This window comes from Rickettsia typhi str. Wilmington (genome assembly GCF_000008045.1).
In the GTDB taxonomy this organism is placed as follows: domain Bacteria; phylum Pseudomonadota; class Alphaproteobacteria; order Rickettsiales; family Rickettsiaceae; genus Rickettsia; species Rickettsia typhi.
The window spans coordinates 48,933-66,281 of record NC_006142.1 but is presented as its reverse complement, the minus strand read 5'-3'; the positions used below and the strand labels follow the sequence as shown (position 1 = coordinate 66,281).

The window sequence follows — 17,349 nt, the reverse complement described above, 5'->3', positions numbered from 1 at the left end:
GATTTATTACTGCTCCTTTTATTCTTATTTTGTGTAAAAATTCTAGCACTTGCTTGTATTCCATTATCTTGAGTTATACCTCAAAAAAACTTGATTAAGCTGATTCCTGATATTTTTAGATCATTTTGTAAGTAAAACTTTAAACTAAAACTGTTTCTTAGCATTTTTTGATTTTGAGTAACATTTTCTAATATTTTATGTTATAGTTTTGCTTACTAGATTTTTAAAGTTTGCCCCTCTAATACTACTTTAAAAGCTACTAGTTCATAAACATGTTGACATGAGATAAGTGAAAACATATTTTTGAGTTGGAATTTTTCCAGTTTATGCAAATCTCTATACAGTTGTTTTTTAAAATAAATAAGGTATAACATTTATTAATTTTTTATATCAACTAATTGATCATTAATTTTATTGATTTATTGATTAATAATTTTCAAACCAATGTGCTTAATATATTAATGGCATTATAATTTTTTATAAATAAAAAATGCAACTTCACTTATATAACACTCTGACTCGTACTAAAGAGGTTTTTAACCCTCAAGATCATGCTAATGTAAAAATGTATGTATGTGGACCGACCGTTTATGATAATCCTCATATAGGTAATAGTAGGTCGGTAGTAGTATATGATTTACTTTATCGTATCATTATAAAAATATTCGGGAAGAAGGCAGTAAAATATGTACGTAACATCACTGATATTGATGATAAAATTATTGATAGAGCTGAATCACTCGGCATTAATATTAATGATTTAACTAATAAAGTTACGCGAGAGTTTCATATAAATATGGCATATTTAGGTTGCATGTTACCAAGTATTGAGCCTAAAGCTACAGAGCATATTGATGTAATGATCGAAATAATAGAACGCTTAATAGCACAAGATCACGCATATATTACTGATAATCATGTTTATTTTGATGTTTTATCAGCTCCAAATTATACAGAATTATCTAATCGCAATTTAGAAGAAATGTTTGAGGGAGTGCGTATAGAAAATAGTAAAACTAAAAAAAACCCACAGGACTTTGTATTATGGAAACCGGCAAAGCAAAATGAGCCGAAAAATGTAAATTTTTCAAGCCCTTGGGGGCTTGGTAGGCCTGGATGGCATATTGAATGTTCAGCCATGAGCTATAAATATTTAGGTGAGAATTTTGATATTCATGGAGGTGGAGCAGATTTAATTTTTCCACATCATACCAATGAGATTGCACAAAGTAGATGTGCTTTTCCAAGTTCTACCTATGCCAAATATTGGATACATAATGGATTTTTAACGGTAAACGGTGAAAAAATGAGTAAATCTCTTGGTAATTTTATAACAGTAAGGGATTTAATGGATAAACAAATTCAAGGAGAAGTAGTACGATTATTTTTATTAAGTAGTCACTATAGGCGTCCACTCGATTATAATGATAAAGCTATAGATGATGCTAAAAAAACTTTAGATTATTGGTATCGAGCTATAAAAGAGATTAATGTACAAAAAGTAGATTTGCCATCTGATTTTATGCAAAGCTTATTTGATGATATGAATACTCCACTTGCCATAAAAATAATTAATGACTACGCTAAAGGTGTTTTTATTTCTAAAACTGAAGCGGAAAGAAAGTTTAATGCTTCTGCTATTATTACTTGCGCTAATTTTATTGGTCTAATGCGCAAAACTCAATATGAGTGGTTTAATAATGATATTGATAAACTTTATATAAATGAACTTATAAATAAACGTTTGAAAGCAAAAAAACAAAAAAATTGGTTGTTAGCTGATAAAATTCGTAATCAGCTATTAGAGAAAAAAATAATTCTAGAAGATAAATCTGACTGTACTACTATTTGGCGCAAAGAATAAAAGCTTGTATATTACATAATATGTCTCTATAATTTTTAGACTTATACTCTCTATTGTCATTGTAATGAGATGTTGAATGTATGAATTGAAAAAAGTATTTAGTGTTGATGTTGATCACAAAATCCAGAACAAATTTAGTACTGGATCCTGTGATCAAGTAACTGGATGACAAAATTGCTAAATGTAGCAATTAATCATCGCAATCACGATTATCTAAAGCTTAAGTAAAAATTCACACGTAAGATATATGTTAGTGCATGTATAGAGTTTTCATATTATGGCTTGATCAGGCTATAGATAATGGTATCGAAAAGATCAGTTATTTTTTGAGACTTTGGTCAAGTAACAAGATAATATACACAACATCTTACGGAGGTATAAACTAACAATTAGGAGAATTTAAAATGTCAAAAATATCACCTATTAACATTAAAGAATTATTAGATGCTGGTGTGCATTTCGGCCACAAGACTTCACGTTGGAACCCTAAAATGGCATCTTATATATATGGTGAACGTGATGATGTTCATATAATAGATTTAAGACAAAGTGCAGCTTTAATGAGTGTTGCGTTAAATGCAATATATGAAACTGTAAAAAAAGATGGGAAAATATTATTTGTAAGTACTAAAATACAGGCAAGTGATATTATAGCGGAATATGCAGAAAAATGTGGACAGTATTACGTCAATAATAGATGGCTTGGCGGTATGTTAACTAACTGGAAAACTATTGCATGTTCGATAGAAAAATTAGAAAAGCTAGAAAAAACCTTAGAAAGTGAAGAAACTCGTGTCTGCTATACTAAGAAAGAAATACTAGATATGAGTCGCAAGAAAGATAAATTACTTTTATCTCTTGCAGGTATTAGAAATCTTAATTCTAAACCGGATCTTTTAGTAGTGATTGATACTAATAAAGAGCATATCGCAATTAATGAAGCAGTTAAGCTTAATATCCCTATAGTTGCAGTAGTAGATACTAACTCTAATCCTGATAATATAAATTATCCAATTCCTGGTAATGATGATTCTATAAGATCAATAAGACTTTATTGTAGTTTATTTGCAGATGCAGCATTACAAGGACTTGAAGAATCAATGAAAGTTTCAGGAGTTGATATTGGCACTATGCAGGAGCATACAGATAAAGCTTTAACTTCTAAAACTATTTCTAAATTAAAACAAACGAAAAAATTCTCTAAAACGCAAAATATTGATGAAGAGACAAATACAGAATTTGATCAAGCATTAAGTGATGCCTGTGAAAATAAAAATTCTGATAATACATAAATGTTATTGTGTGGATATTAGTGGTATCATTGCTAGTAGTCATAAGGCTTTATGATAATTTCAAATATAAAATGCCTTAGATTATCAAATTGCGCTTTCACATCCCTTGCAATAACAATGATGTATTCTAAGCTAAATAAAGGAGAAAATTAATGTATGAGTGAAATAAATATAAGTGCTGCAGCGGTCAAAGAATTAAGAGAAAAAACCGGCGCAGGTATGATGGATTGTAAAAAAGCGTTAATAGAAACCAGTGGTAATTTTGAAGAAGCTATTGATTTTCTTCGTAAGAAAGGTTTAGCTGCTGCTGTCAAAAAATTTGGACGCATTGCTTCTGAAGGTTTAACTGCTATAAAAATTAATGGGCTTACCAGTGTAGTCATTGAAGTAAATTCTGAAACAGATTTTGTTGCTCGAAATGAGCAATTTCAGAATTTAGTTAAAGATATTGTAAATCTTGCAATAATTGCACAAAATATAGATGCACTTAAAATATCGAAAATGCAAAGCGGTAAATCAGTTGAAGAAGAGATTATAGAAAATATCGCTACAATAGGTGAAAATTTAACATTACGTCGTATGGATATATTAGAGATATCTAATGGAGCAATTGGTTCATATGTGCATAATGAAGTTGTACCTCATTTAGGGAAAATTTCTGTATTAGTAGGTCTTGAATCTAACGCAAAAGATAAAGCAAAATTAGCAGCTTTAGCGAAACAAATTGCTGTTCATGTAGCAGGAAATAATCCGCAAAGTATAGATACTTTAAGTTTGGATCAAGCACTTGTAGAACGTGAGAGAAAAGTATTTTTTGAAAAATCTAAAGAAGAAGGTAAACCTGATCATATTATAGAAAAAATGGTAGAAGGTAGAATACGTAAATTCTTCTCAGAAGTTGTATTACTTCAGCAAAATTTCTTATTTGAACCAAAACTTACAGTTGCAGAAGTAATTAAAAATGCTGAACAAGAACTTGGTGCAGAAATTAAAATTACTAAATTTATTAGATATGCTCTTGGAGAAGGTATAGAACACGAAGAAAAAAACTTTGCTGATGAAGTAGCTTCTATTACAAAGTGTTAACGTGTCGATTCTATGATTCAAAGCTATTTTTGTGTGTATATCAAATAATCATTGCGAGGAAATTACCTAAGTATTTAACGCAACAATCCAAATGCTGAATTAAAATTCTGATCTAAATTTATTTTAGGTGGATTGTTGTGAAGTTTATGACTATTCACACGTGATATTAATACAAAAATACTTTGTAAGTATTTGTTGTTGTATAGATAGAATGCAATTCTGTCATTTTGTGAGCGTGTAGTGTTAGCTAAAATACTAATATTATGATAGCTTCTATATGGTACGCAGAGTAAGACTATGCTAGTTCTAGCGCTCTCATATTTTCATAAATTTTTTGCGTTAAACTGGATTATAATATATAACATTTAAGGTTATACTATAATAAACATCTTGAATGATAAATAGTACAAGCCAGATATAATGTTGAAAAGAGCTATAACAATAGCTTAATTATTCTTACATAACCAGTATACTAATACAGTACGTCTTGCATCTATTGTGCAGCTAACTAATCTGTAGACAATAGATTCTCAATGTAATTTGATAATATTGTTTGCAGTTTCTTGAATAGTAATTGGTTTATATATTTAAAAATTTCATTTTTAAAGTAAGTATTTATTATTGCCGCGCAATCTCATCATTACATGCTTTAAATTTATATTGATGTAGTAATTATTATTTTGTAGTTGCAATATAAATTTTGCTAGAGTTTTGCCATTTTGCATCAGGATCATTATTTTAGTGCTTCCAGTACTATTAATTTACTAAAGTAGTATCTGTAGTTAATCGCTATTGTTTCATTATCTAGTTACTAGATATCACTTTACTTAGATAACTAATACTTTTATAATATAGTCATGTTACAAGTCTTTTTCTATCTTTACTTTTATTTAATGCTGTCTCATAATTGTAGCCTTTTCAGGCCCTCTTAAATATATGCATGCTGACATGCTGCTTTTCCACATTCTTCCATCTATTACTACATTAATATTCTACCATAATTATAACGTGCTTTCATATAGAAACTATGCTCTTTATCTAAACTCCTATCTGATTTAGTATGCTTATTAAATTAAAATTTAAATTTTACTTTTATTGATGAACTTTAATTATGGAAGAAATGGCTTAATGACATGTAAATATTCATCTAGGATTTTTTGGTTATGCTCAACAAATTTTAAAGCATTTTCACGATAAGCTTTAAGTTTTAGAGCATTATTTGCGTTAAGTAGAGATTTTAGTGTGTTTAGTAAATCTTCGCCATTTTTGATTTGGATGGCTGCGTTATTTTGTAATATGCCTTTAGCGATATCAGTGTTTTTACTCATATCAGGACCGAATATAATACAATTAGAGAAATATGCCGCTTCTAAAATATTATGTCCGCCTTGTTTAAAAGAACCACCGATAAAAGAAATTGTGGCTACAGAAAAAAACAATCCCATTTCACCGAACCTGTCAACTATATAAATATCGTCGCTTAATACAGGTAAATCATTTTGTGATTTAGCGGTAGCTAATAAATTATGACACTTACAATTATTGAGAATTGATTTAACTCGCTCAGGATGTCTTGGAATTAGGATAATATAGCAATCTACAAATTGCTCTTTTAGATTATTGATTATTGGTAAAATTACTTCTTCATCTTCAGGGTGAGTACTAGCAAATACCACAACTCGTCTATTGTCTAAATGTAAGCTTAATTTTGATAACTTTTCTTGATTAACTAAAAGTTTTTCATTTGCAAATTTAATATTACCTAAATTCATTGCATCTGATATACCAAGTGCATTAAATTTTTGTAAGTCACACTCACTTTGCACAATAATTTTACTAAAATTTTTTATGATAAGCTGAAAAAACTTTTTTCTTTTTAGCCAAGTTTTAAATGATTTATTAGAAATACGTGCATTAACTAGTAGCAATTTACAATGTTTTGCTCCCTCATTAATAATACAAGGCCATAATTCCGATTCTATAAAAATGCCTAAATCAGGTTTCCAATTGCTTAAAAATTTTCGAGTAAAAATAACATTATCTATAGGTAAAAATTGATGAGTGGCTATTTTAGGTAATTTAGTACTTAATATTTTAGCAGAAGTATTGGTCCAAGAAGTTATTAGAAAACGAACGTTAGGGGCTAATTTACATATATTATGTATTAATGTTAGAGAGGTCATGACTTCACCGACGCTAGCTGCATGAATCCATACTAAACTTTGTGCATAACTTCTTTCTAAAGATAATTTATACATTAGACTTGCATTTCTATGTATGTATACATAAGATGTAGCTTTGTGTTCCGTATCTACTTTAAATCCCTCTTGATTAACAGACATTTGTAAGTCTAATAAACTATTTTGCCTTTGTTTACCAATAGCAAAACGTTCTTGGATACGTCTTATATCTTCTTTACCGATTAACAAACGTATAAAAATTATGATAAAATAAACAGGTAATAATATAAAGCTTAAAATATAATATAATAACATCATTTCTTTAAGCTCTCTGTTAAGCTTTTTAATTGTTTTTCGAGATTTATATGATTTTTTACTTTATCTGCTACAAGTGCTAGAGGTGAGCCAACTATTATTTTAATGGTACCAAACGGTATTGGTATTATTAATTTATCCCAACTTTTTAATCTGAAATACCTAGAAGTAGAGCTAACTATAGGAATTAGTTTTTTGTTATATCTATAAGCAATTTCAGTAATGCCACTATTTACTTTATATACAGGTCCTTTAGGACCATCCGGTGTAACTATTATATTTGCACCTTGTGATAATTTACCTATAATATTACGTAAAGCTACAATTGAATTCTTATTAGTAGAACCAACTATAACTTGACAACCAAATTTCCCTACTATGGCGTTTAAAATTTTACCATCTAAATGTGGTGATATTAAAGCATAGATATTTCTATGTCCTGTAAACATAACGGGACTTAAGGCAAGCATATTATGCCAAAATGCAAAGATTACACCTTGTTCATTTAAAAATTTTTCCTTATTTCTGTTATCATAAAATATAAATTTCTGCCTTGAAGTAAAATAAACAAAGCGCAAATACCAATATAGTAAAATAGTAATTATGCTAAGTAAGCATTTACTATTTTTTAAAAATTTTTTAAGAGCTTTTCGCATTGTTTATTCTGCCAGAGCCATAACACAGCTTAACTGCAGTATCAATATTTATAATTGTTCATATTATTTGGTTTTTAGATACAACGCCACGGTTAAGCTGTGATATGACAATTTAGTATTATAAAGTATTACAAGCCTGCTTAATTCTAATACAAGCCTCTTTTAGCTCCTGCATAGAAGTAGCGTAAGAGATTCTAAAATATCCATCTAAGCCGAAAGCAACACCTGGTACTACAGCAACTTTTGCTTCTTCAAGTAAATATTCTGAAAAATGATTACTATTCGCAATAATTTTTCCTGATTTAGTTTTAGTGCCAAATATTTTATCACATTTAACAAATAAGTAAAATGCCCCTTCCGGCTTATAGCACTCAAAATATATTACCTTCTCCAAAATTGATAAAGCAAGATCACGTTTTTTTTGAAAATTTAAAGCATTAGGTTTTATATAATCTTGAGTGCCGTTTAACGCTTCAATAGCAGCCATTTGACTTATTGAACAAGGATTTGAAGTACTTTGTGACTGAATAACCGTCATTGCTTTAATCAATGCTTTAGAACCTGCTCCGTATCCTATACGCCAACCTGTCATAGAATAAGCTTTAGAAACTCCATTTACAGTAAATATTCTTTCTTTTAAGTCAGGGGCTATTTGGGCTAATGTATAAAATTTAAAATCATCAAAAGTAATATGCTCATAAATATCATCCGACATTATGTTCACATTAGGATATTTTCTTAAAGTTTTAGCAATATTTTCTAATTCCTTACAATTATAACCCGCGCCTGTAGGATTACTAGGGGAATTAATAATAAGCCACTTAGTTTTATCCGTAATTGAACGCTCTAAAGCTTCTACAGTTAATTTAAAATTATTTTCAATCCCGCAATTTACAAAAATAGGTGTCCCAGTGCTAAGAGCAACCATATCAGGATATGAAACCCAATATGGTACCGGAATAATTACCTCATCACCTTTATCTAAAGATGCCATAAACAAATTATATATGACTTGTTTACCACCGGTACTTACTATTATTTCATCAAGTTCGTAATCTATATTATTTTCGCGTTTAAATTTGTTTTTTATTGCTTGCTTTAAAAGAGGTATCCCATCAACATTAGTATATTTAGTGAATCCGTCTTTAATTGATGTAATCGCCACTTCCTTAATATTATCAGGCGTATCAAAATCAGGTTCACCGGCACCGAGTGCTATAATATTCACTCCTGCTTTTTTCAGTTCAAGTGTTTTCTTTACAACTGCAAGTGTTGGTGAGGGCTTTATAGAATTTAGCCTCGTAGAAATTATTGACATAATTTGAGCCCGTATTAATTAGGTTCTTAATGTCATTCATCTTAAATCCAGTAAGATAAATTGAGCTTTCAAAATCTTAAAGTCCTGGATTCTTACATACTTAGAATAACATTAATAATAAGCGATAATACAGCAATTTTAATCTCAAGAAAATTATTTTATTTAAAAATTTATCAAGATATGCTTTATTAATAGTGTAAATAATATGAATTTAGTAATTAAACTATGGTCGTGCTCAATAAAATAAAATACATAATCAAACATTATTATTTAACTATAATAAATATACCACATTTTATTAAAAATCAAATTGTAGAGTTTAGAAATTATATAAATGATTGTAAATATAAACTCTCTCATCTAGCTGAAACTAATTATCAACTTGGATTTGATCATTTATATAAGGGTAATTTAAATGATGCATTATTCAGATTTAAACTAGTTAATAAATTTTTTAAATCTAATGATTCTAAAGTATATTATCAACTTGGATTGATTTATTATTTAAAAAATAATTACAGACAAGCTACAGTATACTTAGAAAAATCTAACGAAAAGTATAAAACTATTTTTATAAATTTTTTCAAAAATTATAAGTACATTACTGAAATACCTCAAGAAATTTGGGAAAAATATCGTGATTTAATTGCTCAATATTATCCTACTATTTTTAATAACAGGAAAAATATCCATCTTCCATATAGGTTTGTTAATGAAACACTTAAGCATATATCAGATTTATCTGATAATTACTCTATTTTAGAACTTGGAAGCAATATAGGACTTGTAGGTTATGAAGTGCAAAAACGTTTTCCAGAAAATTTTACTTTAACAGGTGTAGAAATTTCTTCTTGCATGAATGATATACAAGCAACATATTATCAAAATACTAAAATTTACAATCATATATATAATATTGCTATCGATGAATTTTTAAAACAAAACTCTAGTAAATTTGATATTATTCTTAGTTTTTGCGGATTATCGTTTACTAACAATTTAATAAAATATTTTAATTTAATATACTCGTGTCTTAAACAACAAGGATATTTCGCACTTTGTTTGCCGAATGCAGTAAAGACACAATTTTCTGTAAAACGTAAAGAATTTATTTTTAACTTAAATGAAGTAAATAATTTTTTACAAAAAAATAATTTTACTATATTGACTTCAGACGAAATAATACTAGCGGAAAACAATAAATATAGTATTATTGTTTGTAAGAAAATAACATAAATTAATGAGAATTTTAATTATACTATCTATTATACTATGCTCATTTTTTGCAAGAGCTGATCTTGAATATATTGATAATGACATATATAACTATAATGGTGGCAGAAATGAAAACGGTTGTTTGGAAGTTTATGATCCATATGAAAAATTTAACCGTAAAGTATTTGCTTTTAATTCTGTATTAGATCATATAATATTACGTCCTTTAGCTGTAGGTTATAAGAATATTACTAATGATTATATAAAAGCGCGTGTTAATAGTTTTGTTAGTAACGTCTATACACCGCTTACTGCAGTAAATTATGGATTACAGTTAAATTACGATAAAACTATAAAAAGCGTGTGGCGGTTTCTTATTAATACGACGCTTGGTATAGGAGGGCTATTTGATGTTGCAAGTAAAGTAGGGTTACAGTCTGATCGTCAAACTTTTGGTAGCACCCTAGCACATTATGGTGTTGCTCCAGGTCCTTATTTAGTCTTACCGATAATAGGCAGTACTAACGCAAGAGATATGACAGATTCGGTAATTACTAATTATGCTATTAATCCATTAATGTACTATACTCATAATGATTTTGATTTAGGAATACTTGCAATTAGTAAAATAACCGATCGGTATGTTGTATTACCATTTAGTGATTATGTGATGAAGAATTCTACTGATCCTTATGTAGCTATTAGATCAGCATTGCATCGTACTCGTGAAGCATCAGTGCAATATCCTGAAAATTTTAAATGCCCTAAACCAAAGAATTAATTAAATCAAAGAGGATTATATGCAAAAAATTATTACAGGTTTGTTTTTATTAGCTATAACGTTTTCTTCTTATTCTACTGAAAAAGTACCGTCTGGTTTGCACGATTACATTACTAACTTAGTCAAGGATGCTTCTAGTATATTAAACGATAGTAAACTATCTGAGCATGTAAAAATTTCTAAAGCACGTGAATTAATGTCTCAGAACCTCGATTTTGAATGGATGGCTAAATATACATTAGGAAGAAATGGAATAAGAACTTTATCAGGTTTGCAGATTCAGGAATTTATTAAAGTTTATTCTAAATATGTTACTAAATCTTATACTGATTTAATAAAAGATTATAAAGGCGAACATCCTAAAATAGTAGGTGTTCGCCCTTTAAGTTCTACTGATTTTTTGGTTGCTATGAATATCATTAGTAATAAAGAGCAAGATCCTATTAAAGTAGAATATCTTGTACGTGAAATGAAAGGAAACGGAAAAGGTTTTTTTAAAATTTCAGATATAATTACAGAAGGTGTAAGTCTTATTGGAGCTCAACAAGATGAGTTTACTGATACTTTAAAAAATCAAGGTTTTGAGGTATTAATAAAAAAATTAGCAAATCATTCTTAAATATATAATTTTTTCATTTTGGCCTTGAAAGCATGAATATAGCATTCTTCAGTAGCGTGAAAAGCTTCAATATACTATTGTATCAAGCACTTTAAAAAACATGATCTTCATGTAAATCTTAGTAGATAGTAGTAATACGTTACAAAGCATTGAGCTATACTATTAAGCCATGTGAATTACCTATTTATAATATAATGAAGTATGTAATCATAGCACTATCAAGTTCATTATGGTCTAATTGAGTTGTTTTTTTTCTAGTAGGTGCAGCAAAAAAAGAGTCAATTGAGTAATTTTTGATACATTATTTTTGTTGTGCAAGGCAAGATAAGATCATTTTTGCTAACTTAATAGATGATTATATGTAAAGATAGGAGTATATCAAATGATATCGGTTTACACTCCAATACAATAAATATTCCTATTCTAATCTTAAACCTACATTATCACGTTTTAAAGTAGCAATTTTCATTATTAATGATCAATGAGTTACGAATTGAATTAGTAAAAACAAGAGTATAAATCAATAATTATGATATTATATCAATACTAAATGTAGTCACATTAATTGCTGACAATACTAAAACTAAAAGCAGCAAAATTTTTAAAAGAACATGTGATGCAGTTAGTGCTCTTGTAATGCATCTAGTGCTTTCCTTTTTACCATTTCTCAAAAATTATAAATTTGGTGGTAGATAAGATGTTGGTTAATGATACTCTAGAAGTATGTGACTTATCTATAAAATTTCATATAATTGTATTATAAAATGAGTATATACTATGAGCTTGTGTACCCTAGAAATAAATCTATCTGCAATAAAAAATAATTATCGTTTATTACAAGATATTTGTACAACTGCATTAGTTGGTGCTGCAGTTAAAGCTAACGGTTATGGGATTGGTGCGATGCAAATTGCTAAAGCTTTAATAGAAGAAAATTGTCAGTATTTTTTTGTAGCTACAAGCGAGGAGGGAATTAATTTACGTAAAGCACTAAATAATGATATAACTATATTAGTTCTCAATGGAGTTTTTACACATGATGCTTTAGAGCTTATTCAATATAATTTAACGCCTGTTCTAAATAATTTAAAACAAATAGAAATCTGGCAAAAATTTAGTAACTTAAAAGAAAAAATATTACCTTGTTATCTTCATTTTAATACTGGGCTTAATCGTTTTGGCTTAAACTATGATGAGATAGAACAGCTGATTAATGATCGTGATTTATTAAAAGGTTTAGATCTGCAATACATTATCAGTCATTTAGCCGCTTCTGAAGAAATGGATAATCCATATAATTTAGCACAATTGAACAGATTTAAAGATTATTTAGAATATTTTCCAAACGTTAAGGCAAGTCTTGCTAATTCCGGTGGCATATTTTTAGGGCAGGATTATCATTTTGATTTAGCAAGGCCAGGTGCGGCTTTATACGGACTTAATTCTTTAATAGAGGTTTCGTATAATCTATCTTATAAAGAGAAATTTGAAAGAAACACACCAGCACTTGCTACCACGGTATGTATAAATAAGTGTGCAGATGTTAATACCAGATTGACTTACAAAGTACCTTTAAAAGGAAGTTATCGTCTACAAAATCCTGTAACTTTAAAAGCCCCTATAATACACTTACAGAATTTGACACTAGATAGTCATATAGGTTATAATATGACTTTTACAACTAAGCGTGATAGTATAATTGCAACGTTACCACTTGGTTATGCCGATGGATTTAGTCGTAATTTTAGCAATCAAGGCGAAGTATTTATTAATAGTCGTAGCGTTCCTATAGTAGGACGTGTATCAATGGATTTGATAAATATTGATGTTACAGATCTACCACCGTCCGAGGTTTTTCTTGGACAGGAAGTAGAAATTATAGGTAATTATTGTACGCCCGATAAAATAGCGAGTATTATAGGTACTGTCGGGTATGAGGTATTGACGAGCCTTGGTAGTAGATATAAGAGAAAATATATATCGTAGATATCTTATGTAATACTGTAGCTTAACAGTGTGCCCCAGAAAAATTTAAAAGAGTCAGTATCAATGCGTTAAATGACATGAGAAATTACTGTATTTAAGCATATGTTGGAAAATGATATTAGACTCAGTAGTTACAATACTTCAAAATATACATAAATGTTATTAAATATAGCGAATTTGGTTGGTAAACATACTATAAAGTTTGCACAAAGTGTAGGCATTTTTGCTCTATTTAGTTTTATTGCCATTAGCAGTATCATAAAACCGCCTTTATATTTAAGCCTAATAATGAGACAATTATTATTTATCGGATTTCATTCGCTTCCAGTTGTTGCAATGACAACTTTCTTCTCAGGTGCAGTACTTGCATTACAAAGTTATACAGGTTTTTCACGTTTCTCTGCTGAAAATTCTATTGCAACGGTAGTAGTATTGTCACTGACTAGAGAACTTGGACCAGTTTTAGCTGGGTTAATAGTAGCTGGACGAGTTGGTGCATCAATCGCAGCTGAAATAGCGACAATGAAAGTAACAGAGCAGGTAGATGCGTTATATACTTTATCGACAGATCCTATTAAATATTTAGTTTGTCCAAGAGTAATAGCGGCTATTATTACGATGCCTTGTCTTGTTTTAATCGGTGATGTCATTGGTGTTATGGGTGGTTATTTAGTCGGAATATATAAACTGAATTTTAATAGTACAGCTTATTTAACCAGTACTTTTCAGTATTTAGAATTAATTGATGTAATTTCCGGTCTTGTGAAAGCTACTGTTTTTGGGTTTATTATTTCTATAATAAGTTGTTATAGTGGCTACTACTCAGGTAAAGGTGCTAAGGGAGTTGGGAGAGCAACTACCTCGGCAGTAGTAAACTCCTCTATTCTTATTTTAATAAGTAACTATTTAATAACTGAACTATTGTTTAAAGTTTAAATATGATGTCAACAAAGGAAGAATTTAAAATTAAAATTCGGTCATTATATAAATCATTTGCTAATCATAAGGTGTTAGATGGGATAGATTTGGATGTGAAAAAAGGCAGTTCGTTAGTTATTTTAGGCGCTTCCGGTAGCGGAAAGTCTGTTCTCATTAAAAATATAGTAGGATTAATTAAACCTGATAAAGGCCAAATTTTTATTGATAATTTAGAAATACAAGATATTTCAAATAAACTCAAATTTGAGATTATGAAAGGTGTAGGTTTTTTGTTTCAGGGTGGAGCATTATTTGACTCTTTGAATGTACGTGATAATATTACTTTTGATACTAAAAAATTATCCAAGAAAGAAAAAAATGACCTTGCAGGTGCAAAGCTTAATTCTGTTGGTTTATCTACTAGAATACTTGAGCTTTATCCTTCCGAATTATCAGGAGGAATGCAAAAAAGAGTAGCACTTGCTAGAGCTATTTGTAATACACCATCAATTTTATTTCTTGATGAACCAACAACAGGGCTTGACCCTATAATGGCAAATGTTATTAATGAATTAATTATAAAAATCCAAGAAGAATTATGTGCAACTACCATTACTATCACTCATGATATGATTAGTACCGAAAAAATAGCTAAAGAAATAGCGATGATTTATCATGGCAAAGTTCAATGGTACGGTAGCAAAGAGGAAATGCGTAATAGCGATAATCCTTATTTAAAACAATTTATAAATGGATTAACTACTGGTCCTATAGAGGTATAAAATGTTTAAGAACTTATTATTAAGTATAATAATATTTCTAGGTATAAACCAAAATGTTTATTCTATAAACTCTAGCTCTTATAAAACAGATGATATAATCAAAATAGTCATTATTCTTGGAATAGTTGCTTTAATTTTTAGTCCTGCAAAATTACGTATAATTGTTATCGGTACTATATTAGGTTTGGCTTGTGCATATTTTACTTATAAGTACATCGTACCTATTTTTATTGCTTCACTAAATGGAGCATAAAGATAAATATAATTAATTCCATACTATGATACATAGATATAATTCAAAAGAATGTGGATTTACTGTATCTAAGCCTATATTAATCATATATTATCAATGCCATTTAAAAATTAGTAAGAGAATTATTGAGCATTAGATGCTCCATGTAAGGCATTACTTACAAATTTATCATATATTTTTGGAATTAATTTCAATTTGAATTTAAAAGAAATTGCAGTATTATATTTTATCATTTGTTAATTTTATTGATTCATTTTTGTTTATAAAAATAACCATGAAAAATCTTTTTTATACACTTTAGTGTATTCATAATTTCTTAATATTACTACCTGGTTTATAGTTAGGTAGTAATATTATTTTATCTGATCGTACAATTTTTAACATATATATTTAAATGGTTAGATAGCAAATAATAAGTTTTCGTTATTAAATGTTTTTACTATAAGTTTCCAGAATTTATTCTAGAATTTTAGTGAATGACTTTGTTGATATTTTGTTAGATTACAATGTTTCTATAAAATTAGGACTTTTGATTCTAATAAATATTACTAAATAATATGTTTATGTATTTCATTTAAATGGCTATTAGGTATATTTTATTTAAATCATTATAGAGTGTAAAACTATACAAGCTATTAAAGTTAGATGTCTCATATACCTTTATATTCATATTAAGAGTAGTTATCTTGTGTTACTATTACGAATATTACCTTTGGTTTTGCACAATTTAACGCAAGCTTGTAAATAAGCTTCTCATTGTTATTAGGAAGAAAGTTTCTTATTATATCATGTGTTAAAGAATTTTCTTAAGTGAATCTACCACTACTAATACAGTTCTTTAGTTTAGTGCATTGATCATATGTAATAAAATTACAGAAATGCATTATTGAATGTTATAAGTGTTTATCTTTTCTTGATTAGTAAAACCAACTGCATGCTATTTTACACTGACTAATATACTATGAAAGCTTGCAGGGGACTTTCTCTTGTTATATTAACTTAAACTAGCTTCATTTTTTTTAACTCTGTTATTTAAAAAATAAAGCATTTTTTAGTACTTCAGATATAAAAAAACAATTATCTGTTGACACTATAGTAGTATTATTTTATATTTTTTATCTGTTGTGTATTGATCTGTTGTATATAAATGAACTTCAAAAGCTTTCGTTTTCTTTCTACAAGTAACGTATTTAAGTTTCGGTTCTTGTATTATTGAAGTTGATTTTCATATATGACTCTTAATTTATTTGAATTATATTTTTAATTTTAAGGTATTTAGCTTATGTCTCGTAAATGTGAGCTCACAGGTGTTAGTGTTTTATATGGTAATAATGTATCACATTCTCAACGTAAAACTAGAAGACGTTTTGAACCTAACTTAAGGTCTGTTAAGTTTAGAAGTGATATAACAGACGAGGTATATAGATTATCTGTTAATGCTAGATGTATTAGATCAGTAGAAAAAGCTGGAGGTTTTGATGAATATATTCTAAAAGCTAATAATGATGTTTTATCTAGTACGGCTAGAGCTATTAAGCAAAAAATCATTGATATCAAAGCGGTGGAATCATTATGAAAAACGGTATACATCCAGAATATAAAAAGCTTTTGATTAAAGTAGGCAGTAATATTTTTGAAACAATGTCTACACATCCTATAGGTGAGATTTTAATGGATGTTGATTTTAGAAAACATCCAGCATGGAATAAAGATTCAGGCAATGTAGTAAATCAATCTAATAAAAGTGTTAGTGATTTTAATAAAAGATTCTCGGGTCTTTCTTTCGATAGTAAGAAAGAAGCTAGTTAGAATAGCATTTCTATCATACTTGTTTGATTCTCTAAAACTTATAGCAATGTTTAAGCATCGTCTACTAATTTACTCTGAGAATACAGACAAATCTTTAATTCTAAAGTTATTGCGGGGTGGAGCAGTTCGGTAGCTCGTCAGGCTCATAACCTGAAGGTCGTTGGTTCAAATCCAGCCCCCGCTACCATATTAAAAATGTCATTCTAGCTTAATATAAAGTGTTCTTGAATTTTGATGATATATTGCGATAATAGCACCTATATAACTTTTTATCA

Annotated in this window: 15 protein-coding genes and 1 tRNA gene; 13 read left to right on the top strand and 3 right to left on the bottom strand. The window is 28.8% G+C overall.

Annotated features, from left to right (window positions below):
- Positions 1–490 precede the first annotated feature (490 nt).
- From cysS to tsf, 3 genes are all read left to right on the top strand, one after another.
- Positions 491–1,864 carry a cysteine--tRNA ligase gene (gene cysS, locus RT_RS00255; RefSeq protein WP_011190525.1) on the top strand — a complete coding sequence of 458 codons (1,374 nt, stop codon included), beginning with the start codon at positions 491–493 and terminating at the stop codon, positions 1,862–1,864.
- Between the two features lie 404 nt (positions 1,865–2,268).
- On the top strand, positions 2,269–3,156 hold the full coding sequence (rpsB, locus tag RT_RS00250; protein ID WP_011190524.1) for a 30S ribosomal protein S2: 888 nt from the start codon (positions 2,269–2,271) through the stop codon (positions 3,154–3,156).
- 156 nt (positions 3,157–3,312) lie between these two features.
- Entirely contained in the window at positions 3,313–4,242 is a 930-nt protein-coding gene (gene tsf, locus RT_RS00245) for a translation elongation factor Ts (protein ID WP_011190523.1), read from the top strand.
- A 1,109-nt stretch (positions 4,243–5,351) separates the two neighbouring features.
- On the opposite strand, the gene waaA is transcribed toward tsf, so the two are convergent.
- The 3 genes from waaA to RT_RS00230 form a co-directional block, all read right to left on the bottom strand.
- Entirely contained in the window at positions 5,352–6,740 is a 1,389-nt protein-coding gene (waaA, locus tag RT_RS00240; RefSeq protein WP_011190522.1) for a lipid IV(A) 3-deoxy-D-manno-octulosonic acid transferase, read from the bottom strand.
- Entirely contained in the window at positions 6,737–7,393 is a 657-nt protein-coding gene (locus RT_RS00235; protein ID WP_011190521.1) for a lysophospholipid acyltransferase family protein, read from the bottom strand. Before RT_RS00235 ends, waaA begins: the two co-directional genes overlap by 4 nt.
- Before the next feature lie 118 nt (positions 7,394–7,511).
- Positions 7,512–8,711: a pyridoxal phosphate-dependent aminotransferase gene (locus RT_RS00230; RefSeq protein ID WP_011190520.1), complete on the bottom strand. Its 1,200-nt coding sequence runs from the start codon at positions 8,709–8,711 to the stop codon at positions 7,512–7,514.
- Positions 8,712–8,942: 231 nt separating this feature from the next.
- Between RT_RS00230 and RT_RS00225 the strand changes: the two genes are divergently transcribed.
- The 10 genes from RT_RS00225 (at position 8,943) to RT_RS00180 (ending at position 17,261) form a co-directional block, all read left to right on the top strand.
- Positions 8,943–9,947 (top strand): methyltransferase domain-containing protein, encoded by a 1,005-nt coding sequence (locus RT_RS00225; protein WP_014419394.1) that lies wholly within the window; start codon positions 8,943–8,945, stop codon positions 9,945–9,947.
- A gap of 4 nt (positions 9,948–9,951) precedes the next feature.
- The gene (locus RT_RS00220; protein WP_011190518.1) at positions 9,952–10,707 is read left to right on the top strand and encodes an MlaA family lipoprotein; all 756 of its coding nucleotides are present in this window, start codon (positions 9,952–9,954) and stop codon (positions 10,705–10,707) included.
- Positions 10,708–10,726: 19 nt separating this feature from the next.
- Positions 10,727–11,326, top strand: coding sequence for an MlaC/ttg2D family ABC transporter substrate-binding protein (locus RT_RS00215; RefSeq protein ID WP_011190517.1), 600 nt, complete (start codon positions 10,727–10,729; stop codon positions 11,324–11,326).
- 777 nt (positions 11,327–12,103) lie between these two features.
- Positions 12,104–13,312: an alanine racemase gene (locus RT_RS00210; RefSeq protein ID WP_011190516.1), complete on the top strand. Its 1,209-nt coding sequence runs from the start codon at positions 12,104–12,106 to the stop codon at positions 13,310–13,312.
- A 156-nt stretch (positions 13,313–13,468) separates the two neighbouring features.
- Entirely contained in the window at positions 13,469–14,248 is a 780-nt protein-coding gene (locus tag RT_RS00205) for an MlaE family ABC transporter permease (protein WP_011190515.1), read from the top strand.
- Positions 14,249–14,253: 5 nt separating this feature from the next.
- On the top strand, positions 14,254–15,012 hold the full coding sequence (locus RT_RS00200) for an ABC transporter ATP-binding protein (RefSeq protein WP_011190514.1): 759 nt from the start codon (positions 14,254–14,256) through the stop codon (positions 15,010–15,012).
- Between the two features lies 1 nt (position 15,013).
- Complete coding sequence (locus RT_RS00195) at positions 15,014–15,265, top strand: DUF5510 family protein (RefSeq protein ID WP_011190513.1); 252 nt, start codon at positions 15,014–15,016, stop codon at positions 15,263–15,265.
- Between the two features lie 1,282 nt (positions 15,266–16,547).
- Positions 16,548–16,841: a 50S ribosomal protein L28 gene (gene rpmB / locus RT_RS00190; RefSeq protein ID WP_011190512.1), complete on the top strand. Its 294-nt coding sequence runs from the start codon at positions 16,548–16,550 to the stop codon at positions 16,839–16,841.
- On the top strand, positions 16,838–17,074 hold the full coding sequence (gene rpmE / locus RT_RS00185; protein WP_011190511.1) for a 50S ribosomal protein L31: 237 nt from the start codon (positions 16,838–16,840) through the stop codon (positions 17,072–17,074). The genes rpmB and rpmE overlap by 4 nt, the downstream gene beginning before the upstream one ends.
- A gap of 110 nt (positions 17,075–17,184) precedes the next feature.
- Positions 17,185–17,261: transfer RNA gene (locus RT_RS00180), tRNA-Met, on the top strand.
- Positions 17,262–17,349: the final 88 nt, after the last annotated feature.